General features: G+C 54.5%; 19 protein-coding genes. 7 read left to right on the forward strand and 12 right to left on the reverse strand.

Features of this window, described 5'->3' with window-relative positions; translation table 11 throughout:
- Positions 1 to 39: 39 nt before the first annotated feature.
- From Q0I19_RS07095 to Q0I19_RS07115, 5 genes are all read left to right on the forward strand, one after another.
- Entirely contained in the window at positions 40 to 2,364 is a 2,325-nt protein-coding gene (locus Q0I19_RS07095) for a glycosyl hydrolase family 65 protein (RefSeq protein WP_294760764.1), read from the forward strand.
- 16 nt (positions 2,365 to 2,380) lie between these two features.
- Positions 2,381 to 3,043, forward strand: a complete 663-nt coding sequence (gene pgmB / locus Q0I19_RS07100) for a beta-phosphoglucomutase (protein WP_294760763.1) — start codon at positions 2,381 to 2,383, stop codon at positions 3,041 to 3,043.
- 15 nt (positions 3,044 to 3,058) lie between these two features.
- Complete coding sequence (locus tag Q0I19_RS07105; RefSeq protein ID WP_294760761.1) at positions 3,059 to 3,952, forward strand: DMT family transporter; 894 nt, start codon at positions 3,059 to 3,061, stop codon at positions 3,950 to 3,952.
- A 13-nt stretch (positions 3,953 to 3,965) separates the two neighbouring features.
- On the forward strand, positions 3,966 to 4,979 hold the full coding sequence (locus tag Q0I19_RS07110) for a M20/M25/M40 family metallo-hydrolase (protein ID WP_294760760.1): 1,014 nt from the start codon (positions 3,966 to 3,968) through the stop codon (positions 4,977 to 4,979).
- Between the two features lie 71 nt (positions 4,980 to 5,050).
- Positions 5,051 to 5,323 carry a hypothetical protein gene (locus Q0I19_RS07115; RefSeq protein WP_294760759.1) on the forward strand — a complete coding sequence of 91 codons (273 nt, stop codon included), beginning with the start codon at positions 5,051 to 5,053 and terminating at the stop codon, positions 5,321 to 5,323.
- 139 nt (positions 5,324 to 5,462) lie between these two features.
- Here Q0I19_RS07115 and Q0I19_RS07120 read toward each other — a convergent pair whose 3' ends face one another.
- Together Q0I19_RS07120 and Q0I19_RS07125 are read right to left on the reverse strand one after the other, a co-directional pair.
- Positions 5,463 to 6,800, reverse strand: a complete 1,338-nt coding sequence (locus Q0I19_RS07120) for a sensor histidine kinase (RefSeq protein WP_294760758.1) — start codon at positions 6,798 to 6,800, stop codon at positions 5,463 to 5,465.
- On the reverse strand, positions 6,797 to 7,519 hold the full coding sequence (locus Q0I19_RS07125; RefSeq protein WP_294760757.1) for a LytTR family DNA-binding domain-containing protein: 723 nt from the start codon (positions 7,517 to 7,519) through the stop codon (positions 6,797 to 6,799). Before Q0I19_RS07125 ends, Q0I19_RS07120 begins: the two co-directional genes overlap by 4 nt.
- 195 nt (positions 7,520 to 7,714) lie before the next feature.
- Between Q0I19_RS07125 and Q0I19_RS07130 the strand changes: the two genes are divergently transcribed.
- Both Q0I19_RS07130 and Q0I19_RS07135 read left to right on the forward strand, forming a co-directional pair.
- On the forward strand, positions 7,715 to 8,137 hold the full coding sequence (locus tag Q0I19_RS07130; protein WP_294760756.1) for a response regulator: 423 nt from the start codon (positions 7,715 to 7,717) through the stop codon (positions 8,135 to 8,137).
- Positions 8,134 to 10,239, forward strand: a complete 2,106-nt coding sequence (locus Q0I19_RS07135; RefSeq protein ID WP_294760754.1) for a hypothetical protein — start codon at positions 8,134 to 8,136, stop codon at positions 10,237 to 10,239. The genes Q0I19_RS07130 and Q0I19_RS07135 overlap by 4 nt, the downstream gene beginning before the upstream one ends.
- A 389-nt stretch (positions 10,240 to 10,628) precedes the next feature.
- Here the strand turns inward: Q0I19_RS07135 and Q0I19_RS07140 are convergent, their stop codons facing one another.
- From Q0I19_RS07140 to Q0I19_RS07185, 10 genes are all read right to left on the reverse strand, one after another.
- Positions 10,629 to 11,960 (reverse strand): IS30 family transposase, encoded by a 1,332-nt coding sequence (locus Q0I19_RS07140; RefSeq protein WP_294760753.1) that lies wholly within the window; start codon positions 11,958 to 11,960, stop codon positions 10,629 to 10,631.
- 291 nt (positions 11,961 to 12,251) lie between these two features.
- On the reverse strand, positions 12,252 to 12,899 hold the full coding sequence (locus Q0I19_RS07145) for a vWA domain-containing protein (protein ID WP_294760752.1): 648 nt from the start codon (positions 12,897 to 12,899) through the stop codon (positions 12,252 to 12,254).
- Between the two features lie 107 nt (positions 12,900 to 13,006).
- Entirely contained in the window at positions 13,007 to 14,014 is a 1,008-nt protein-coding gene (locus tag Q0I19_RS07150) for an O-acetyl-ADP-ribose deacetylase (RefSeq protein ID WP_294760751.1), read from the reverse strand.
- Between the two features lie 364 nt (positions 14,015 to 14,378).
- Positions 14,379 to 15,314, reverse strand: a complete 936-nt coding sequence (locus Q0I19_RS07155) for a M14 family metallopeptidase (RefSeq protein ID WP_294760750.1) — start codon at positions 15,312 to 15,314, stop codon at positions 14,379 to 14,381.
- Positions 15,311 to 16,249: a M14 family metallopeptidase gene (locus tag Q0I19_RS07160; protein ID WP_294760749.1), complete on the reverse strand. Its 939-nt coding sequence runs from the start codon at positions 16,247 to 16,249 to the stop codon at positions 15,311 to 15,313. The genes Q0I19_RS07155 and Q0I19_RS07160 overlap by 4 nt, the downstream gene beginning before the upstream one ends.
- 14 nt (positions 16,250 to 16,263) lie before the next feature.
- Entirely contained in the window at positions 16,264 to 17,031 is a 768-nt protein-coding gene (locus Q0I19_RS07165; RefSeq protein ID WP_294760748.1) for a transglutaminase family protein, read from the reverse strand.
- A 42-nt stretch (positions 17,032 to 17,073) separates the two neighbouring features.
- Positions 17,074 to 17,754, reverse strand: a complete 681-nt coding sequence (locus tag Q0I19_RS07170; protein WP_294760747.1) for an alpha-E domain-containing protein — start codon at positions 17,752 to 17,754, stop codon at positions 17,074 to 17,076.
- Positions 17,736 to 19,046 carry a circularly permuted type 2 ATP-grasp protein gene (locus Q0I19_RS07175; RefSeq protein ID WP_294760746.1) on the reverse strand — a complete coding sequence of 437 codons (1,311 nt, stop codon included), beginning with the start codon at positions 19,044 to 19,046 and terminating at the stop codon, positions 17,736 to 17,738. Before Q0I19_RS07175 ends, Q0I19_RS07170 begins: the two co-directional genes overlap by 19 nt.
- 171 nt (positions 19,047 to 19,217) lie before the next feature.
- Complete coding sequence (locus Q0I19_RS07180) at positions 19,218 to 20,081, reverse strand: DegV family protein (RefSeq protein WP_294760745.1); 864 nt, start codon at positions 20,079 to 20,081, stop codon at positions 19,218 to 19,220.
- Between the two features lie 119 nt (positions 20,082 to 20,200).
- Positions 20,201 to 21,115 carry an amidohydrolase family protein gene (locus Q0I19_RS07185; protein WP_294760744.1) on the reverse strand — a complete coding sequence of 305 codons (915 nt, stop codon included), beginning with the start codon at positions 21,113 to 21,115 and terminating at the stop codon, positions 20,201 to 20,203.
- Between the last annotated feature and the right edge of the window lie 10 nt (positions 21,116 to 21,125).

Genomic DNA, 21,125 nt, shown 5'->3' on the forward strand with positions numbered 1-21,125 from the left:
TATAAGAACTTATGCAACATCATGAAAGGGGAACCGTTTATGTGGAAAGACCGGTTTTGCCAGCCCATCCGCGACCTGCTGGCCGATGACGCCTGGCTGGTAGCGGAGGAAGGCTACCACCCGCGTGAGCAGATCGTCTACGAAAGTATCTTCTGTTTGGCCAGCGGCTACATGGGCAGCCGTGCCAGCGCCGAGGAGGGCTTTTGCCGCCGCACACTGCCCGCCAACTATATCAACGGTGTGTTTGACCGTTCCGAGGCATTCCAGCGCGAACTGGCCAACACGCCCGACTGGTGCAAGCTGAAAATGTACTATCAGTGCGAGCCGATCGCCCCCGAGGAGGGCAACACGCCCGAGGACTACCTGCGCGTGCTGGATATGCAGCACGGTCTGCTGGCCAAGCGCTATGTCACTCAGGCGGCGGACGGCCGACGCACCAAGGTGGAAATTCTGAAATTCCTCAGCCGCGCCCACGGCTGGTGCGGCGGGTTTAAGGTCTGGCTGACCCCGCTGAACTACGGCGGTTTGCTGGAATTTGAAAACATCATCGATGCCACCGTCACCAACTTTATTGACTTTCCGCGTTTCCGCGTCAAGCATATCCGCACCACGGACCTGCGCGCGCTGGACGGCTTGGGCTGCTATCTGGGATGTGAGACCCGCGACTTCAAGCTGCCCGTCGGCACGGCGGCGGGGGTGCGCATTGTGGACGAGCAGGGCAGAGATATCCTGAAAAGCCGCGCGTTCCGCCCCTACGGCGAAACTGCCTGCGAGTTCGTGGACGCCTACTGCCGGGAAGGGCAGACCATCTGCGTGGAAAAATATGCCGCCGTCTGCACAGGACGCGATGTGCCCGAATCTCAGGTGGCCGAAACGACCCGTGCGCGGTTGCAGGCCTTTGTGGACACCGGCTTTGACGCCGAGCTGCAGGCACATCTGGCCGAGTATGCCCGCCTGTGGCACCGCGCGGACCTGGAGCTGACCGGCGATGACCGCCTGCAAAAGGCGCTGCGGTTCAACATTTTCCATCTGATGTCTACCCCCAGCCGGACCGACAACCGCACCAACATCGGTGCCAAGCTCATCCACGGCGAGGAGTACGGCGGCCACGCGTTCTGGGATACCGAACTGTTCCTGCTGCCTTTCTTTGACTATGTTTTCCCCGAAGTGGCGCGCAATCTGGTGGATTACCGCTATCTTTTGCTGGACAAGGCGCGGGAAAACGCCGTCAAAAACGGGTTCCGCGGCGCCAAATACCCGTGGGAGTCGGCAGACACTGGCGATGAGGAATGTCCTGCCTGGACCATTGAGCCGGACGGTTCCTGCTACCGCTGCTATGTGGCCGACTACGAGCACCACGTCACGGCGGCCGTGGCTTACGGCGGTGTGCACTATTTTGAGCTGACAGGGGACGAGGATTTCTTTGACCGTGAGGGGCTGGAAATTCTCTGCGAGACCGCGCGGTTTTGGGTGTCCCGCCTGGAATACAACGCCGAAAAAGACCGCTACGAGATCTGCAAGGTCACAGGCCCCGACGAATGGCATGAACCGGTGGACAACAACGCCTACACCAACTATTTGGCGCGGTGGAATATCCGCAAGGCGGTGGAATACCTGGCCCTTTATAAAAAGGAAAAGCCTGAGGTTTACGCACGTCTGGCACAGCGCATTGACCTGGCAGAGGACGAGCCGAAGCGTTGGAGCGAGCATGCCGAAAAAATCTACCTGCCCGACACCAACGGCGTCATTGAGCAGTTTGAAGGTTACTTTGACCTTGCGGACGCTGTCATCGACGAGTGGGACGAAAACAACATGCCGCTGTGGCCCAAGGCCCTGGCCGAGATACCCAAAGAGCAGCGCTGTATCCTGAAACAGGCCGATGTGGTCATGCTGATGTACCTTATGGAGCATGAGTTCAGCGCCGAGACCCAGCGTCTGAACTTTGACTATTACGAGAAACGCACGCTGCATCGTTCGTCCTTGAGCCCCAGCATCCACTGCCTGATGGGGCTGCGCGTGGGCGAAAGCGAGCACGCCTACCAGTATCTGTGTCGGTCGGCGTATGTGGATATCGACAACAACCAGCGCAATACGCGCGAGGGTATCCATGCAGCCTCGGCGGGCGGCACATGGCAGTGTGTCACGCTGGGCTATTGCGGCATGTCCACCACCGACACGGGTGAGCTTTGCTTTACGCCGCATCTGCCCGAACAATGGCAGCGCGTGCGGTATCATATCCGCTGGCGCGGTGCCGACCTGCGTATTACCGTAACGCAGGACGGTGTGGACGTTGAGCAGGAAAACGGCACACAGCCCGTTATATACCTGTGCGGCGGCGAGCGTCGGACGGCCCGCAGAATCTGAAAAGAAGGGGAAACCTATGCTGAACTGTGTGATTTTTGACCTGGACGGGGTGCTGGTATCTACCGATGAGCTGCACTACCGTGCATGGAAGGCCATCGCCGAAAAGCTCGGCGTTCCGTTTACACGGCAGGACAACATGCGCCAGCGTGGTGTCAGCCGCATGGAATCGCTGGAGGTCGTGCTGGAAAAATGCCCGCGCACCTTTACGCAGGACGAAAAACTGGCCCTGGCTACCGAAAAGAATGATCTGTACCGCGCCATGCTGACCGATTTAAGCCGGGCAGATGCCCTGCCCGGTGTGCGCGAAACGCTGGCTATGCTGCGTGAGCGCGGTGTAGTCACGGCGGTGGGATCCTCCAGCAAGAATACGCCGGAAATTTTGCAGCGCACCGAGTTGGGGGACGGTATGCAGGTGGTGGTCAGCGGGCTGGACATCACCCACTCCAAGCCGCATCCCGAGGTGTTTGCCAAGGCGGGCGAGCGCGCCGGCTTTGCTCCGCAGCAGTGCCTTGTGGTTGAGGACGCCGAAACGGGCGTGCGTGCCGGCAAGGCGGCGGGTATGCGCGTGCTGGCGGTGGGGGCTGCCAAGGACAACAGCGAGGCGGATTTCCGCTTTGCAACCCTGGCGGAGACATTGCCCCACTGGGACGAGATTTTTTCTGCATTTGAACAGGCATAAAAGGAGCGTGTAACGTTGCAGCAAACAAAACAGGAAACAAAGGCCTGGGCGGCGGACCTGCTCTGCCTGCTGGTGGCGGGCATCTGGGGTTCGGGCTTTATTGCCAGCCAGATGGCCATTGACGCCCACATGAGCGCCGCGCTGATCATGGCGCTGCGTTTTGCGCTGGCCGCTGTGGTCATGCTGGCGGTCTGCCTGCCTAAGCTCAAGCGGCTGCGCCTGCGCGATATCAAAATGGGCGGGCTGGCAGGTGTACTACTGTTCGGCGCATTTTATACGCAGATCGTCGGCCAGCAGCACACAACGGTATCCCACTGTGCTTTTTTGACCGCGACCAACGTGGTCATGGTGCCTTTCATCGTCTGGGCGGTCAGCCGCAAACGGCCGTCTGCCAAGACCTTTGTGCTGACCGCCACGACCCTGCTGGGTATCGGTGTGCTCAGTATTACACCGGGCAGTTTTTCGCTCAGTTTTAACTACGGCGATGCCATGACTCTGTTGTGTGCCTTGCTGTTTGCCCTGCACATCACCACGCTGGGCTGGGCTACCCGCGGCGCGGACGTCATGCTGATCAACCTTGTGCAGCTGGCCACGGCGGCGGTTATTTCGGCGGTGGTTTTTCTGCTGACCGATGCGGGCGCAGCGGCAGCGGCAGATTTGCAGCACGGCCTGCCCGCCGTCATCTATCTGGGACTTTTTAGCACCTGTCTGTGCTATTTTTTGCAGACACTGGCGCAAAAACACACCACCCCTGCCCAAGCCGGTGTGCTGCTTTCGACCGAGGGGCTGTTCGGCAGCCTGTTCTCGGTCGTGCTGGGCCTGGAAACCCTGACCACAAACTTAGTCATCGGCGGCATCATCATTATGGCGTCCATTTTGCTGATGGAACTGCTGCCGTCCAAAGAATAAGGAGCAGAAGATCATGAACGAGTTTCTTTCGTCTTTGCTGGAGACTGCCTCCGTAACCGGAAGCGAAACGCAGGCCGCTGAGGTTTTGCAGCCGTATTTTGCGCAAAAGGGCCTGGCCACGGTGCGCGATGCGAGCGGCAACTTCTATGCGGGCGATGTGTCAGGCAGCGCGGGTGTGCTGCTGGCTGCGCACATGGATGAAATCGGCCTGATGGTGACCTGCATCATGCCCGACGGCACGCTGCGTGTCTGCAGTGTGGGCGGCATTTATATCCCAATGTACTTTGGCCACCGTGTGCGCATTTATACGCGCGCTGGCGTTGTGTACGGCAGTGTGTCGGTCAACCGCGAGCTGTACCGCCGCAGCGAGTTCAAGGCCACCGATATCATTGTGGATATCGGTGCCTCCAACGCCGAGCAGGCCGCCGAATGGGTAGAAGTGGGGGACATTGCCACCTTTGATTCCGACTGGCGTATGCTGAAAAACGACTGCCTGAGTGGCCGTGCGCTGGATGACAAGATGGGGGTATACATCCTGTCGGAAACACTGACCCGTCTGCACGAGAACGGCAAGGATGCGCAGGTCTGCCTGTGCGCCACCGTGGGCGAGGAAACCGTCAAAAACGGCGCTTACTGGGCGGCATCCCGCCAAAAACCCAAGCTGGCTATCGTCGTGGATGTGACTTACACCAGCGACTACCTGCACGGTGCCGCCAAGGAGGAATGCGGTGAAATCCTGCTGGGCGGCGGCCCGGCCGTCTGCATCAACCCCATTTGCAGCCGCCGCCGTATTGAGCAGATCAGGCAAGCTGCCAAGCGTGCAGGTATTTCGCTGCAGTTTGAGGTTTCGGGCGAGCGAACCCACACCGACGCCGACGGGATCCATCAGGCAGCGGGCGGCGTGGAAATGCTGATCGTTTCGCTGCCGATGCGCTATATGCACTCTGCCTGCGAAACCGTAAGCCTGCAGGACGCAGAGACCTGCATCCGTCTGCTGACCGAATACCTGGGCAGTCTGCCCGAATAATCCGATCAAGAAAAAGCGCTGATGCACAGCTACGCCTGACAGCGCACTGACTCAATACAGCAGCCCCACCCTTGCCTTATGGCAGGGGAGGGGCTGCTTTTTGCAAAGAACAATCCTTGCAAAACGGAATGCAAGATTCTATCGTTAGGTTCGGCATAGCCATTGTACCGGATCACCCAATTTTGCAAAGTATGGGGCTTAAAACCCTGCGCATCACCGAGCCTTGCCCTGACCGCACCGCCTACCTCTGCCGCAAGCGCGGCGTATTGCACCCTTTCGGGGCGCAGCGGTTTTTTAATTTCTGTAAAACGGAATTGAACGGGAAGGAAATCGACGGCAAGTGAAGTTATACCTAGTAACAGATAAGAACATATAAAGCGTATAGGCAAGCCCCACAAGGCTCAAAACGGTTCAAAACCGACGGAAAGCCTTGCGGTGCTTTTTTAGCAATTTTTCTAAAGAAATTTCGCTCCTATCCTGACATCATGGGGTATGCAGCTCTTGCCCGCAGAGCATAACTTTGGCGCAGAAAGTACCATTTTGATAGGTAAATGTACTTGTACCGCCGGTCTTTTCTGCAATATGGGTGACGGACTGGATGCCGATCCCGTTACCCTTCCGTTTGGATGAGCGGAAAACGCCGTTCTTTTCGTTGACCTCGCCGTCAAACGCATTTTCAACCTCGACCAGAAGAATCCGATTACTATGTACATAGGCGGTTATTTCGATTTGCCGCCTGCCCGGAGCGGTGCGAAGGCTCGCTTCCAGCGCATTTTCCAGCAGGTTGGACAGCACCATGCACATATCGATCTCATCGATCGGCAGTGTTTCCGGCAAATCGAGTCTGGCGCGGAAGGGGATCTCCTCGCGCTTTGCCATGGCACAGTAATAGCCGACAACACTGTCAGCCGCACGGTTTTCGCTGAAGCACATATCAAGATTCGGAATGCGGGCGACGGTTTTTGCGAGGTAGCTTTTCAGTTCCTCCGAATCACCCGCCTCGACCAGCACAGAAATTTGATTGAATTGGTGGCGCATATCGTGCCGTGCCTGCCGCGCTTCTTCGATAGCAGTCTTAAGGCTCTCATAGCGCTGCTGCTGCATGGAAAGAAACTGGTTTTCCTGCTGCAGTTTCGCATTACGGTTAAGGCTGGTTGCCATCAGCAGAAAAACCGCATTAAAGCAGAACATAAAAATCAGAAGTGCGCTGCTTAGCACAATATAGCCCTGCAGCACGCGCCCGGTCTGCAGCGTTGTCTGATAGCGCGGAATCATAAAAAGGTTCAAAAGAATGAACGCCAGCGGCAGGACCCAGAACACATACCAGGTTTGCGCAAAATTATCGTCCTCGACCATCGCACGCACCGTATGTGACGCAGGATAATACGCGGCCAGCACAGTGATCCAGCAAACAGCGTTATAGAACACGCAAGCCCCAAGGCAGAGCCACGGTTCGTCCGTCGGCAGCTGCTGATCCCGGATGATCGCGGCGCTGACAGCGCGGGACAAGCTGTTCACGCACGCGAACACCGCGCAGACGGACAGCGCAATCGTGCCGGATTTCCAGAGGGAGATGGTAAGCGTTCGGGTGTACAGGCAAATTGCAGCCAGTGCGACCCCTGCAAGGGCAAAGAACGTAGAAGCCCGAAGCCGATAGCAGGCAAGCCCGCTGCCGATACACAGGCACGCCATCAAGGGGAGAAGCCATGCGGTCAGCCTTCCCGGTGACTGCTTCAGATAGGTTTTTACGGGGAAATATCCAAGCAAAAGACCGGGGAGTACGACGAGCAACTCCAAAATCGGACGCAGAATTTCTTTCATCTCATACGCTCCCTTTGCAGCAGAAATTCCATAAACGCCTGCCGGGCAGGCTTCAAAAGTTCCTGACTGACATAGGCACTGCTGCCGTCTGTCATACAGAAGGCGCCATCCCGAAAATCAGCGGCGTGCTCTAAATTGACGATCACGCCTCTGCCGCAGACGAAAAAGCGGGGGTCTTTTTTCAGCGGTTCGGTGAATTCCTTGAAGCTTTGGCGTGTGGCCAGCGTTTTCCGGGCAGTCGTGCGGATGTTGATCCTGTGGGCAAAATGCTCTGCCGAAATAATATCCCGATAGCAAAGACGGACATCGCTGCCGTTAGCTTTCACCGTCAGGACCGGCTCAGGGCGGGGAAGTCTTGCAAGCATCTCGGCAAGCAGGGCGGAAAGATCTTCCTCCGAAAAGGGCTTCACGAGATAGTGAAGCGCACGCACCTGAAAGCCTTCCAGCGCGTGGTCGGTCGAGGTCGTGGTGAAGATCAGAAGGCAGTCTGCATCCGTCTTGCGCAGCTCCTTGGCAGCGTCCATGCCGCTCATCCCCTGCATATAAATATCCAGAAATGCGGCGGTAAAGCGCCGCTCTTTTTCTGCGGCGAGAAAGCTCTCGCCGCTTTCAAATTCCAGAATTTCCGCCTTTGCGCCGCACTGGTTCAGCTGCCGTGCAAGGCGCGTTTTTAGCAGTGCGCGCTCGGTTTCCAGATCATCCACAATTGCTATTCTCATGCCGGACTGACTCCTTCGGGAAAGATTCTGCTTAGATTATACCACAACTTTCCGGCTCCGGCACAGCGAAAACCCCGATTTCGTGCCGGAATCGGGGCTTTCGTGCCAAAAGGCTTGAAAAGCGCGAAGCATTCCGTATACTGAAAGCAGAAACAGTCAACGACGGCAGGAAAAAGGGGAGGAGGGCGGAGCGCTATGTACCACATTGCCGTGCTGACAAAGAATGAAACACAGGAGATTTTTTACACAGAGCAGCTTTCGCGGTTCTGCTCCGAGCGCGGTCTGTTCCCGAAGGTAGATTGCTACCGCGGGCAGGAGGTGTTCTTTGAGGTCACGCGCAAAAATGCGCCGACCAATGCTGTAATTGCCCTTCCGGGTGTGGATGGGCTAAATGCGGTGGAACACCTGCGAGCGCTTTTTCCGGAAACGCGCATCATCTGGTGCAGCGAGCTGGATTTTTCCCTGCACGCATTTCGGCTGCGCGTGGACTACTTTCTGCTGGAGCCGATAACGGAAGAAGCGTTTCGGCAAGGACTTTGTGCATGGGTAGAGGAAAAACAACCGTCTGCTTCGTACCGAGCGGATCACAACCAACATAGCAAGGAGGATCACCGATGAAAAAGAGAAACCCGATTCCATCTGTATGTAGTTTCCTGCTGGCAGGAACCCTGACCCTGTCGATGGCAGCCTGCAGCGCAGCACAGACACCGGCACAGGATACCGCAACACCTTCACCGACTGCTGCCGCTGCACCTGCTGAGACAGCGGCACCTTCTGCGCCGGTATCCGGTGCGCTTCCCGTGAAGGCTCTGCAGCCCAAACAGGTCGAGGAAAACCCTTACATGGCAAAAAGTGATGCGAACATCCATCACGACGGCTATAACACCGATTCAACCGATGAGATCCTGCCGCTCGGCATCTATCCGGAGATTCACGTTTCCTATGAAACGACAAATCCGAATGCATCGCCCGCCATTTACTTTGACAGCTACGGTCACGCAGTCGTTCCGCTGCTCGGCGGCATCGCCATCCGCAATCTGAATGCGGAAGAAACAACGACGCTCGGTTATTTTTCCCCGAAGCAGCATGACGGCGGCAACTACCTGATCCAAAGCTCCTATACTTTTCTGGACGCTGAAAACCGCATCGTCTGCCCGACCAGCAACAACCATGTACTGATGCTCCGCACAACGGATGAGGCGGGCAATGTCCTTCCCGAGTTTGAAAAGGTACTCGACATCGACATCAAGGCAGCGGCAGAGAACGCGCTCGGCAAGGAATTGACACAGAATCTTCTTTCCGTGGTCTTTGATTACGATGGGAACCTCTGGTTCGCCACCGGCGGCTTCCGCATCTACCCCGAGCGCCAGCAGCAGGGTGTTCTCGGCTACATCGCTCATTCAGCAATCGAAGCGATTCTCAACGGTGAGCAGACCGACCTGTCGAAGGCGGTTTTCGTCTACGAGCTGACGCCCGGTGAGGGCGCGGAGAACGGCATCGCCGCTTCCAAAGACGGCGCGGTCATTCTGACCAACATGAATTGCTATCTGCTGCGCGCCAACCATGGCGTTGAGGCTGTCTGGTGTACACCGTATGAGAGCGTCGGCGCGAAGGTCAGCGGAGAAGGCGATAAGACCACCGGCGGCGGTCTTGCATGGGGCGGCGGTTGCTCTCCGACGTTGACGCCGAACCTTGTGATGTTCACCGACAATGCAGACCCCGTGAATCTTCTTGCGCTCGACATGAAAACCGGTGAGGTCGTGGCAAAAATGCCGGTGCTTGATGATCTACCCGATGGCTATCAGGTGGCAATCGAGAACTCTGCCATCGTCTACGATGATGGCGAGGGTACGGTCAGCACGATTGTATGCAACTGGTTCGGCGCAGGCAACGCAGGTCTTGCCGACCCCAACAACGATTCTTCGATCCAGAGCTACGCCAACATCTATGACCAGAATTGGCTGATGAAGGGCAATGCCATGATTGCCCCCGGCGTCGAGCGCGTGGACACCGTAAAGACCGACAGCGGGTACGAGATGAAGAGCATCTGGACCCGAAATGACTTGAGCGACACCTCGATCATGAAGCTTTCCACAGCAACGGGCTATATCTACGGCTATGTGCAGGATCTGACCACGGGTATGTGGCAGTATATCATTCTTGACTTTGCTACCGGCGAAACCGTCTTTACGATGGATGTATCCAACAAGTACGGCTACAACAATATGGCCATCGGTATGTACACCGGCAACAGCGGAAATGCACTCTACTGCCCGACCGGCTATCTGGAGCTGCTTCGCCTGCAGGACCGCTTTGTCTATCTGCCCGAGCTTCCGTACCGCGAGGTCGATCTCGATCAGGCGGCAAGAAATGTCCTTTCGCAGGATCAGTTTGCACAGGACGGCGGCGAAGGTACGGTTGCAAGCTGGTGCAACACCGCGACCATCCGCAATGTGCATCCCAGTACCACGGTAGCCTTCCGTATGAATAACCTATCCGGCAACGTCTCCGATTTGACGCTCTACGCCTATGGTGCAGACGGCAAGCTGGCAAAGGTTGTCTCCGAGCTGTGGTCGATCACGGACGAAACCGGCGCGGCTGTCACTGAGCTGACGGACGGTGTACTCTATGAGCTGCGCGTGACCGTTGCCGATGGTGGCGATTTCGACCTGAGCGAAACGGAAAAAGAAATCAAGCTATCCATTGTGCTTGGAAAATAACTCGGCTCGGAATCCGGCGTTTTGAACGCTGGATTTTTTATAATATCAGCCGTGTCCACTATGGCAAGTGATTCATAGATTCTTCAAAGCGTTACTTGCAAAACTTAATGCAAAATTCTACTGTCAGGTATTTTTTGCAAAGGTAAACGCAATCTTTGGGGCAAATAAACAAGTGCATTTTAAGTTATAACTGCGGAGAAATCGACATTGAGAAGCATTTTCTGTATAGCAAACAGGGAAAGCTGCGCTATTTTGCAAGACTTAACGCAAATTTCCCTTGTTTCAGAAATATTGCATTAAGTCCTACAATTGCGGCGGGGTGCAACATTTTTACATTAAAAGGTATTGCTAAGTTTTTCCTGGCAATACCATCCGGTTTGGTACGTCAGTTATTGCAGCAGTTCTTGCTTCGGGGCTGAAATTCTGCATTTTTTCAGCAGTGAGGGGCGTAGTTGAATATCCATGGCCGGAATTTTCCTCAGATCGAATTTGGTAAGCAACTGCGACCCCATAAGGAATTCAGCAACTTCAATGGGCGATTTGTCATGCAAACGCGCTCTAGGATAGCTGTTAATATGACTCATCATCAGGTCAACGGCATCCTGTGTCAAGCAGTCAAAAGAGGTACTTTTGGGTAAAATTTGGCAAATAAACTCGTGGTTCTTTTCTACGCTGCCCTTTTGCCAAGAACAATAGGGGTCACAGAAAAACACCTGAGTGCGTGCCTTTCCGTTATCCGCGTGTTCAATTCCGTAGACATTGCGAAATTCCGTGCCTCGGTCAGTAAGAATCACGCCAAACAGCTTGCGAAAGGCAGCGGCACCCATCGTTACATACAATGTATTCAGCGCTTCAATCACGCAATCCTGCGTATCGCGTTCCAGTAAAATAGCAAGCATCAAATTGCAGCTGCGAAAAATGAGCGTCAGCAATGCTTTGCCTCCCGGACGACCAATAACAGTGTCCATTTCACAAACAGAAACATCCGGATTGCTTTCCATAAAAGCTTTGAAATCTTCGTATGTACGTCCCTTTGAAAACTCCACATCATTTGCGCCGCGGGTTTTGTGCTTGTAGCGAGTCTTAAAACGAACCTTGCGCGGCATATCCAGATTGCGTGCTGTCAGCAGGCATTTGTCAACATAGTTGTACAGCGTCCGTTCACAGCAGGGAAGTTTGTCCTTGCTGGTAGCAAACACAACATGAACAGATTGGCGGTTCAGCAGTTGTGGGGAAACGAGGTCATCCAGATATTGCAGTTCTTCCGGCTGCAAGGACACATCCCTGCGAGATTCGCTCAGCAGGTCATCTGCAACGACCTGCGCGCGTTTTGCATCGTAACGGAATTTGACATCCCGACAGGTCCTAGCAGCCCACTGTGGGCAGCCGTTGCAGCAGTGCGGAGCTTTGGTAAGGCGTGTGCAGTGGCTCGGCTGGTAGTCCGGGCAGCGTGGCGAGAGACAGACCTCGGCACAATCAGCGCAGCTTGTACGGTTACAATCGGCGCTGCAAAGGTTTACCATCGCGCAGACATTTACATGGGCACAGAGCGCGGTGTGGTTAGCGCTGGTTTTGACTTGATAGCGGTTGCGGATGATTTCGCGGGAGATTGTAGAATCGCTCTTACACAGACGCTGAGCGATCTTGTGGAGAGATGTACTGTTTTCCAACTCCTGCTGGATGACAAGACGGTCTTCATAGGCTAAATGCTTGTGTTTCATAATGGCTACCTCTATATAAAAGCAGCCGCATTGTAGGAAACAATGATACATTATTATAAAACGCATTTACACCTATTTGCAAAACTAAAAGCTGCATCTTGCATTAAGTCCTGCAAAATTGCGTTAAAAAATGCAAGTGACAAGCAAAAAAATTGCCAATCCAAGTCGGGGAAGTGATATATTAAGATCGTTGAGCGCGTTTCGCTAAATTCAGGTTTAGCGAAACGTAGGGGGAGAAAACAATCGTATTTCCACAATTTTACTTCTTTGTCACTTGCACTTTTTAACGTTTTACTTCTTGCGGCGCTTATAGTCATCCTCAATGGCTTTCTTCCATGCAGTGCTTATAGGAGCAGCACAGCGAACGGCAGAGACTGCTTTGTTGAGGCATTCGTAGTTGACCGCAGTACCAACAGAATCGCAGCAGTAGTCTGCGGCGTGATCAGCATCGATACCCATATGCCGAGCCGTTTCAACGGCATCGATGTTGGCGCCGAGGAACAGGAACTCCCAACCGTGCCTTGATTTCTCGGATTCAATCATGGAGCGCACTTTTTCCACGCTGTAATGTCGGCTTGCATTTTCCATCCCGTCCGTTGTGATAATAAGCAGCGTGTGCTCAGGAACATCCTCAGGTTGGGCATATTTGTGGATGTTTGCAATGTGATGTATAGCACCACCGATGGCATCAAGCAAAGCAGTGCAACCACGAACCTGATATTCCTTTTCGGTAAGAGCCGGTACATTTTCAAGCTTCAGTCGGTCGTGGATCACTTCAGAATAGCTGTCGAACAGCACCGTTGAAACCAAAGCCTCTCCGGGTTCCTTCTTCTGTTTGGCAATCATTGAGTTGAAACCGCCGATCGTATCGGCTTCCAAACCACTCATGGAGCCGCTGCGGTCGAGAATGAACACGAGTTCGGTCAGATCCTTTTTCATAATAAAACCTCCGGTAAGTATAATAGGGATACTTGGAAGCTGTTTGCCTTCCTTGTATCCCTATTATAGTTATCAGAAGAATGGATTTGGTCGCTTTGAAAGCGACATCATGCACCAATCAGCTGCTGGTCAAAAGCGAAGAGAGCCTCATTGATTTCGAATACGTTGTAATTTCCTTGCTGAATGAAATACTCTACGATCACATCTGCTTTGTTGGAGTGAGACAAGGCAAATCCGGCCTTCTCCAACATTTCCTTGATTTCTGCCAATGGGAGTTTTAGTGCTAACGCAAAGGCAAGAACGGTTGTTTTTCGGGGCTTATAGAATTTGTCATTGCGAATCTTGGAAAACAGCTTACGGTCGATGTTTGCGTTCCTATAGCATTGAGAGTCTGTCATTCCCTTTTCGTCGATCTTGCGAAGAAGCATTTCAGAAAAGCTCTCATCCAGTTGATTTACAACCACCTCAAGAGACGATGGTTCGGAAGGAGCAGGTGCTCCGCAGATCGGGGGCGCTTCGAAGGCGAAAGATTCGCTCACGACAGGGCTTTTTCGGCTTAGCTTGCAGAGGAGCCGGTCATCATGGATATCCACATAGTGGTCGTCAATGTATGCAGCAATATCAGAGTACAGTTTGCTGCTGATTTGATATGCGCACTTATCGAATACGACAATGTATGCCTGCATATCGTTCTTTTCCAAAAATGCAGTGATGGTACTTGTAGCGATTTTGAGAGCCTTGTCTTTGGGATAGCCGTATATGCCGGACGAAATCAAAGGAAACGCAATAGACTCGCAGCCATACTCTTTGGCAAGTTCTAAGGAACGCTGATAGCAGGAAATCAGCGCTTGTTCTTCCCCGCTATGTCCACCATTCCAGACGGGTCCCACTGTATGTATGATGTATTTGCAGGGCAGCCGGTATCCTTTTGTGATTTTTGCATCACCGGTTTTGCATCCGTGCAGCGTTCGGCATTCCGCCAGAAGCTCCGGACCGGCAGAGCGATGGATGCAGCCATCGACTCCCCCACCACCAAGCAGCGAACTATTGGCAGCATTTACGATGGCATCGACGGACATCTTCGTTATATCATTTCGAACAATTTGTAACGGCATGCGTTGTTGCACCTCCTCAGAAAACGGCACGAAGTGTGTTTGAGCTTATTATATCACAGTTTGACAAAACAAAGTACTGATTTTGACAATAAAGAATAAGAAGTTGTACCCGTATCCTCTGTACATTGCCAAGCGATGCAAAGTCCCCGAAAGGGGGTAACCGGCGCGGGAGCGACGGTTAGCAAGCATTGCATATGGGACCCATTTGTATCGTTCAGGGACACCCTGAAACCCATTTTTAACGCCACCAAAAAGTGAAGGAGGTCGATACATGATATCGGCCTCCCATTTTTTTCATCATTGCAAGGAGATACGGAAGTCGAATCCGCACCGCTGCGGGGCATCCTCGATCCATACTCATTCCTCAGGCGTGTAGCCTGCGGATAAGTTTGAATGCCACTTCATGTTCCAGCACAAGCGGCTTATCCATGGCAAAGAATACAAGCCCGCTGGTGGTGGCGGTCACCGGAGCCACGACTTGCGCTGTGAACGGATCGAGGATTTCCCCTATCGTATCTCCGTACTCCACCTCCTGCCCCGGTACGCGCAGCGCACGGAAAATTCCCCCGGCCGGTGTCAGCACCGTGGCAAGGTCGTTCTCGTTGATAACTGTGGAAAGGTATCCGTTGTGGCAGGCATACTTCACCACACCGACACGGCTCAGATACCGCAGTACGGCACTCACCGCCTGCGTTGCGCTTTCCTCGTCTATATTTGCCGTTTCCTTGGTATAGATGCTGAACGCATTGCTCTCCCAGATCTGCCAGTTATAGTTCAGGGTGGTGGTGTCGATCGGCTTTGGCGTGCGCATGACCACATAAGGCAGCCCGAACAGGTTGCCCAGTGACGAGGTCTGATAGCCGGTATCCATAATGCGCACATGGGGAACAAAGTCACCCGGCAGGTAGAAGCTGGCAAAGTGGATCCCATAGCGGTAGCCCCTGACCGCATCAAAGAGAGCACCCGCAATGCGCTGGGTCGTTTCTCCCTGCATATAGCCGGGGAACATACGGTTGATGTCTGTATTGTCCATCGTCCAGAACCGTTTTCCCACATTCATAGAATAGCGGTTCACGCAGGGAATGACCAGTATCTCGTGTCCCTGCAGGATCATCCCCTGCTTTTCCATCGCCGTTAATGTCTTGACAAGGCGTGCGCAGACATACATCTGCTGGATCTCGTTGCCGCGTATACCGCCCACGATCGCGCAGGAGTGTTCGCCCTCACCGAAGCGGAGGCCTTCAAGGCGAAAGGGCTGGCGGTAGGGTGTTTCCATCTCGTAGAAAATTTCCTGTTTCATTGTGTTTCCCCCTCCATCAAGATGCGCGCCAGCAGGCTGCCGGGGCAAACCACAGGGTATTCCCGCAGGGTAAAAAGCAATCCGTCCACCGGCGCGGTGACCTTCTGCCGAACCGTACCCGTCAGGGGGTCCGCAATGATTCCCAGACACTGCCCTGCCTGCACCTTGCCGCTGTGAACGGTTTCCGGCACAAAAATGCCCGATGCATCCGCATTCAGGAACGCGACCTTATCCCGGCTTACGATGGGCGTGCGGGGACGCATGACCGGACCTGCCCACATGCCCTGTGTGTGCATCAGATTTAGAATCCCCTGCGTCAGCTGTTCTCCGTATCCGGGGGTCAGGCGCATACCCACACCCATCTCGACAACAAGGCAGTTCGTGCCGATCTCATTTAAGCTGTGGGCCAGCGTGCTTTGCAGCACCGTCGCGGCGGCATGGACCCATACAAAATCAATGTTCAGCTCCCGCGCCAGCGGCACCAGCGCATCCGCAGTTTCCTCCGATATGCGAACCTGCGGCATCTCCCGCAGATATATGTTGGAGGCGTGGATGTCGATCGCCAGGTCCGCACCGCGCATATCCTCGATAGCCTCATGGGCCATGTACTCTGCGGCGGGACCGTCCGTAGCGCCGGGGAATATGCGGTTCATATCCAGATCGAACAGCGGCACACCGCGTTGGATCGTGTTGATGCCCAGCGGGTTCAATGCGGGATAAATATCAACGGTGCCGCGTAAGTGTTCGGGATGCTGCTGAAGCTCCTGATTTAGAAGGAACGCCACATACTGCCCTTCCAGCTCATCACCGTGGATGCCTGTCACAACACAGATCCGTTTGCCGTCGTCGTTTTCCGGCAAAGGGGTTATATGATTTTTATGCAGCTCCCACTGCTCATGCACAGAAAGCCCTAAATCGGCTACAATTTGATCCATCTTTCCCTCCCCCTTTATAATTCTGTTACCCGCATACGGATACTCTGGCTCTGGGCTGCGCTGCCAAAGAAGATGCCCTGCTCTACGGGGCAGTCAGCAGAATCCCGCCCGACGCCGAAGCGCAGATACCGTTCATCGGCAGCGCAGTCGCGTGTGGGGTCAAATCCCTGCCAATGGTCCTTGTAATAGATCTCTGCCCACGCATGGGTGGCACCCTCCCCTACGCTGAGTCCCATGCAATACCGGGCAGACCACCCTGCAAGCCGTGCCAGTGCCACAAACACCTGCGCATAATCCTGACACACACCGAGGCCGCCGTGCAGAGCCTCCTCCGCCGTGGTGGTATTGTCGGTCACACCGGGCGTGTATTGCAGCAAGCTGTGTACAGCATGGCAGAGTGCCTCGGCAGCCTCATAGGTTCCGGCTTTTGGCATAGCGGAGGATACCTGCCGCAGCGTCCGTCCCGGCTGGGTGCGCAGACCGGGACAGCGGAACGCCGGGTTCGGCGCTGCCTTGTCCGCCCTGTTTTTATCCACAACAGTCACACCGCTGCTGGCGTATCGCAATTCCTTGTGCGGCTCTAACGCGCTGTACCAGTAGACGGTATTTCCAAAGCCATCCTGCAAGGGCTGCGGCAATGCGCCGGGTTCTACTGTGACTGCGCATTTTTCCAGCTGCTGCACCGCATCGGTCATCGGCACACAGCGCAGTGCAAGCTGATGCCCTGTCACGGGCGCCGAATACTGTACGGTTGTATCAAAAGAAAATTTTAAGCGTTTCATTGTGTTTTTATCTGCGGCGCAGAACTTCCCGCCCGCATCACCTTATCTATTGGGAAAAAGTTCCTCCACTGCCCGTACCAGAACAGGAACAGACGGGGTTGGCTTTTCGGTATCCAGAAGGGCATCCACCAGCATGGCAAGCGGCTCTTTGGCGGGCTTCAGCGGTGCTTTATACAGGCGGTTAAAAAGGCGTTCAAATTCCTTCCGGACTGCCTCCTGCGGGTAGTCCAGCCGCAGGTAGAGGTCTACCCTCTCCAGACTGGCACCCGTCTTGATGATGCCGCGGTTTTTATCGTCCGCTATCTTTTCTTCGCACGCCCCGCGAAACGCCATAATATCGTCCAGCACCCACTGCAATTCCACGGCAGGGCCGCTGCTCTTGGCAGCAAGCTCCATCGCGGATACCGCCATCTGCACATAAGCCAGCGTTTCGGAAGAAAGCATTTCCCGCAGGACAATGGCATTGTCATACGCATAGCTGAGCGATGCTGCAATGGACGATGGGTTTTCGGCATCAAAATAATACCGGCTGATAAAATCGGCGGTGTCGCGGTAATCTGCAGAAATGCCAAGGGACATGCAGTAGGCGGTAAAATCTGCCTCTCTGCCATCCGTGTAAGCATCAAACAGCGGGCGTGTGGTCTTCAGCGTCGTGTAGACCCGCTCCAGATAGCGCCCCAGCCAATACATACGATTTGTTTTATTTAATGTGACAGTACCCATGTGTCTTTAAACCTTCCTCCTTGCGAACTGTTTACCACAAAGCTGTCTGCGTCACGGCTGAACCGCGTCAGGCCGCTGGGCCATACCGTTGTTTTCGCACCGGTCAGCACAAAGGCGCGCAAATCCGCCTTGCGCGGCACTTCTTCGCTGTTTTCCATGATGGGCAGATCCTTGAAGTCGATGACCTCCTGCGCGATAAAACGCCTCGGCTCGTGCTGGATCAAATCGGCAAGATCGACAAGATTTTCCTTTGTGAGGTCGCGCCCGAATACTACGCCGTAGCCGCCGGCCTCCGCCACATCCTTGACGACCAGCTTTTCCAGGTTTGCCAACACATAGCTGCGATCTTTTTCATAAAAAGGCAAGTAGGTCGGCGCGTTGTGCAAAATTGGCTCCTCGCCCAGATAGTAGCGGATCATCTTAGGCACAAAATAGTAGATGCCCTTGTCATCCGCCGCGCCGTTGCCGGGGGCATTCAGCAGCGCCACATTACCGGCGCGGTATGCCCCCATAACACCGGGGATGCCGATCAGGCTTTCCGGCAGGAAGGTCGTCGGGTCCAGATACTCGTCGCTGATGCGGCGGTAAATTGCGCCGACCAGTTCCGGCCCCTGTTGCCCGCGGTAATAGACCTTGTTGTTTTCCACAAACAAATCCCCGGATTCGGCAAGAACGGCCCCCGTCTGCTCTGCCAGATAGCTGTGCTCAAAATAGGCTGCGTTGTAGCGACCCGGCGTAAAGATCACGTTGATGCCGCCGGTGTTCACATTGTCCATAACGCCGCGCAGAAGGCTGCCATATTGGCGGTTGTCCGCAATGTCATTGCTGCGGAAGGTGGCGGGGCTGCAGCGACGGCAAAGCTCCCGCGCAATCAGCGGATAAGATGCACCGGAGGGAATCCGCAGGTTATCCTCCAGAATGAACCAGCCGCCATTCTTGCCCTGCACCAGATCAATGCCGGATATATGGCTGTAAATGCCCTTGGGCGGTGTGAAGCCGTCACACACGGGCAGATACCCCGACCCCGCAAAAGCAAAATCCTCCGGCACAACGCCCTCCCGAATGATTTTTTTATCCCCATACAGATCCCGCAAAAACAGATTCAGCGCCGTGACACGCTGCACAAGTCCCTTGTCCAGCGTCGCAAATTCCTCTGCCGTGATAATGCGCGGCAACGGGTCAAAGGGAAAGAGTCTCTCTTGAAAAGAACCGTTTTTGTAAATACCAAATTTAACGCCGTAACGCGCCAGTTGGCGGTTGATACTATCCCAATGTGCTATAAGTTCCTGCATGGACTGCCGATCCCCTTTTCCATCATGAAATAAAAAAGGCGAAGATGCCCCCGAACGGGCATCTTCGCCTTTTTATTTAACAATTGTAGCGAATAAATTTGCTTTCGTCAAGTATTTGAATGCAAAAACTTATGAAAATTAAGCTTTTGGGCCTGCCGGCTGCAGCTTGTTTCAGTTCGCAATAAACAGCACGCCGAGTGTGCCCGGCCCGCAGTGGCTGGAGATGACACCCCCGGCTCTTGTTTCGTGAATTTCGCGGAATCTATGCAGGCTTTCCAGATAGGCACGGACTTCCTCGACCACCTCGCGGCTGCAACCGGAGTGCGTAATAAAAACCCTGTCGGTTCGGGCGGCTTTCAGGTCGGATTCCAGATCCTTTACATAGCTCATAATGGCGGTGTCGATTTTCCCACGGTACTTCTTTGTGGCGTGCATGGCGCCGTTTTCCACCACGATCTTGGGGTGCAGCTTCAGCGCGCTGCCGGCCAGTGCCGCCACGGCATTGCATCGCCCGCCGCGCCATAAGTATACCAGCGTATCCACCACAAAGCTGGCACGAACCTTAGGGATGATATCCTGAATCGCAGCGGTGATTTCCGCTGCCGAATGCCCCTGCCCTGCCAGAATGGCAGCTTCTATGACAAGAAGCCCGATACCGGTAGAAAGATTCTCAGAGTCGATCACCGTGACCAGCGCGGAAGCGTCCAGCTCCTCTGCGGCAAGGCGCATAACGTTGCCGGAAGTGGACATACTGCCGGAGATGGAAAAACAAATCACCTCACGCCCCTCCGCAACATAAGGGCGCAGCAGCGTTACGGCATCTTCCAAGGAAGGTGCCGAGGTTTTCGGCGTAGCTTTGTTTGCATCTGCCCAGCTGAATATACTGTCCGGCGAGATATCCTTTCCGTCGCGGTACTCTGCATCGCCCAACAGGATATGCAGCGGCAGAATGTCGATGCCGTATTTTTCTAAAAGCTCCTGCGAAAGGTCACAGGTGCTGTCCGAAATAATTTTGACCGTTTGGTTTACTTGCATAGCATAACCCCTCTTTCGATTGCCTTTTCTCTATTGTACGCTAATTGTATGGAATAGACAAGAAAAAATCCAAAAGTTATACATAAGTTTGAGGCAATTCCGCGCAATTCTAAGCGGGCTTATTTTCCGTCCCAGAATACATCCAGTGCATTGTTATACAAGATGCACTGCCGCTGTTCTTCGGCAAGAACCGTATCCTCGGCTATGGTATTTACCATGTCCGCATAGCGGAATTTGCACAGATTGGACGGCAAGTCGGTGCCGAAAAGCAGACGCTCCGCCCCTACGATTTCTATGGCCTTGTGGATAAAGGCGCGTGTCACCGGGTAGGGTGCTTCATCGGGGCGTACATTGTGCTGCAGCGATGCCAAATCAAACCAGACATTCGGCAGGTGCAGTGCATCCAGCCCGGCAGCCATCAGGGACAGCTCACTCTGCTTTGGCGCCAGCAGATGACACACGACAAATTTCACCTTGGGATGCCGCAAAACCGCGCGCCGCAAAGCGTCGATCTGGCTGCTGGGGCTGCCCAGCTTGCCGATGTCGATAACCACCACAAGGCGGTGCTGCTCGGCAAAAGACAGCTCGCGCTCCATCATTTCGCCGTCCAGCGAAAATACAGGATGGTTTGCCATCAGCCCGGAGCCGGTGGAAACCTCAAACTTTACGACCCGCAGCGCCAGATCCTCAAACAGATGCTGAACGATTTTATCGCGGCTGCGGCTGTACGGGTCATACGCCCCCGCTGCCAGAAAGCGATGCGGGTACTTTTCTTGCGCCTGCCAGCTGTAGAGGTTTTGAAATCCAAGAAAACCGCCCTGCAAAAGCACGGCACGCTCCACCTTGTGGGCGTCCATAACTTGCAGCACACGCTCGGGGGTAACAGTGTCGGTGTGCCATTCGGCGGGGATCAGCTCATACACCGTGCCGTCGGCACAGATGCCCCGCCCTTGTCCGCAGGAACGCATTTCCCCGTTTGCCTCAGTTCCGGCGATGCACTGCACAAGATGTACATGAGAATCAATAATTTTCATAACAGATACC

This window comes from uncultured Gemmiger sp. (assembly GCF_934561205.1).
Lineage (GTDB): Bacteria > Bacillota > Clostridia > Oscillospirales > Ruminococcaceae > Gemmiger.

Bases quoted from the DNA above. Each gene is read 5' to 3' on its own strand.
- Q0I19_RS07175 (WP_294760746.1), bottom strand. From the start codon at position 19,046: ATGCAGGAACTTATAGCACATTGGGATAGTATCAACCGCCAACTGGCG.
- Q0I19_RS07165 (WP_294760748.1), bottom strand. From the start codon at position 17,031: ATGAAACGCTTAAAATTTTCTTTTGATACAACCGTACAGTATTCGGCG.
- Q0I19_RS07120 (WP_294760758.1), bottom strand. From the start codon at position 6,800: ATGAAAGAAATTCTGCGTCCGATTTTGGAGTTGCTCGTCGTACTCCCC.
- Q0I19_RS07130 (WP_294760756.1), top strand. From the start codon at position 7,715: ATGTACCACATTGCCGTGCTGACAAAGAATGAAACACAGGAGATTTTT.
- Q0I19_RS07160 (WP_294760749.1), bottom strand. From the start codon at position 16,249: ATGGATCAAATTGTAGCCGATTTAGGGCTTTCTGTGCATGAGCAGTGG.
- Q0I19_RS07170 (WP_294760747.1), bottom strand. From the start codon at position 17,754: ATGGGTACTGTCACATTAAATAAAACAAATCGTATGTATTGGCTGGGG.
- Q0I19_RS07110 (WP_294760760.1), top strand. From the start codon at position 3,966: ATGAACGAGTTTCTTTCGTCTTTGCTGGAGACTGCCTCCGTAACCGGA.
- pgmB (WP_294760763.1), top strand. From the start codon at position 2,381: ATGCTGAACTGTGTGATTTTTGACCTGGACGGGGTGCTGGTATCTACC.
- Q0I19_RS07185 (WP_294760744.1), bottom strand. From the start codon at position 21,115: ATGAAAATTATTGATTCTCATGTACATCTTGTGCAGTGCATCGCCGGA.
- Q0I19_RS07145 (WP_294760752.1), bottom strand. From the start codon at position 12,899: ATGAAAAAGGATCTGACCGAACTCGTGTTCATTCTCGACCGCAGCGGC.
- Q0I19_RS07180 (WP_294760745.1), bottom strand. From the start codon at position 20,081: ATGCAAGTAAACCAAACGGTCAAAATTATTTCGGACAGCACCTGTGAC.
- Q0I19_RS07140 (WP_294760753.1), bottom strand. From the start codon at position 11,960: ATGAAACACAAGCATTTAGCCTATGAAGACCGTCTTGTCATCCAGCAG.
- Q0I19_RS07150 (WP_294760751.1), bottom strand. From the start codon at position 14,014: ATGCCGTTACAAATTGTTCGAAATGATATAACGAAGATGTCCGTCGAT.
- Q0I19_RS07155 (WP_294760750.1), bottom strand. From the start codon at position 15,314: ATGAAACAGGAAATTTTCTACGAGATGGAAACACCCTACCGCCAGCCC.
- Q0I19_RS07125 (WP_294760757.1), bottom strand. From the start codon at position 7,519: ATGAGAATAGCAATTGTGGATGATCTGGAAACCGAGCGCGCACTGCTA.
- Q0I19_RS07135 (WP_294760754.1), top strand. From the start codon at position 8,134: ATGAAAAAGAGAAACCCGATTCCATCTGTATGTAGTTTCCTGCTGGCA.
- Q0I19_RS07095 (WP_294760764.1), top strand. From the start codon at position 40: ATGTGGAAAGACCGGTTTTGCCAGCCCATCCGCGACCTGCTGGCCGAT.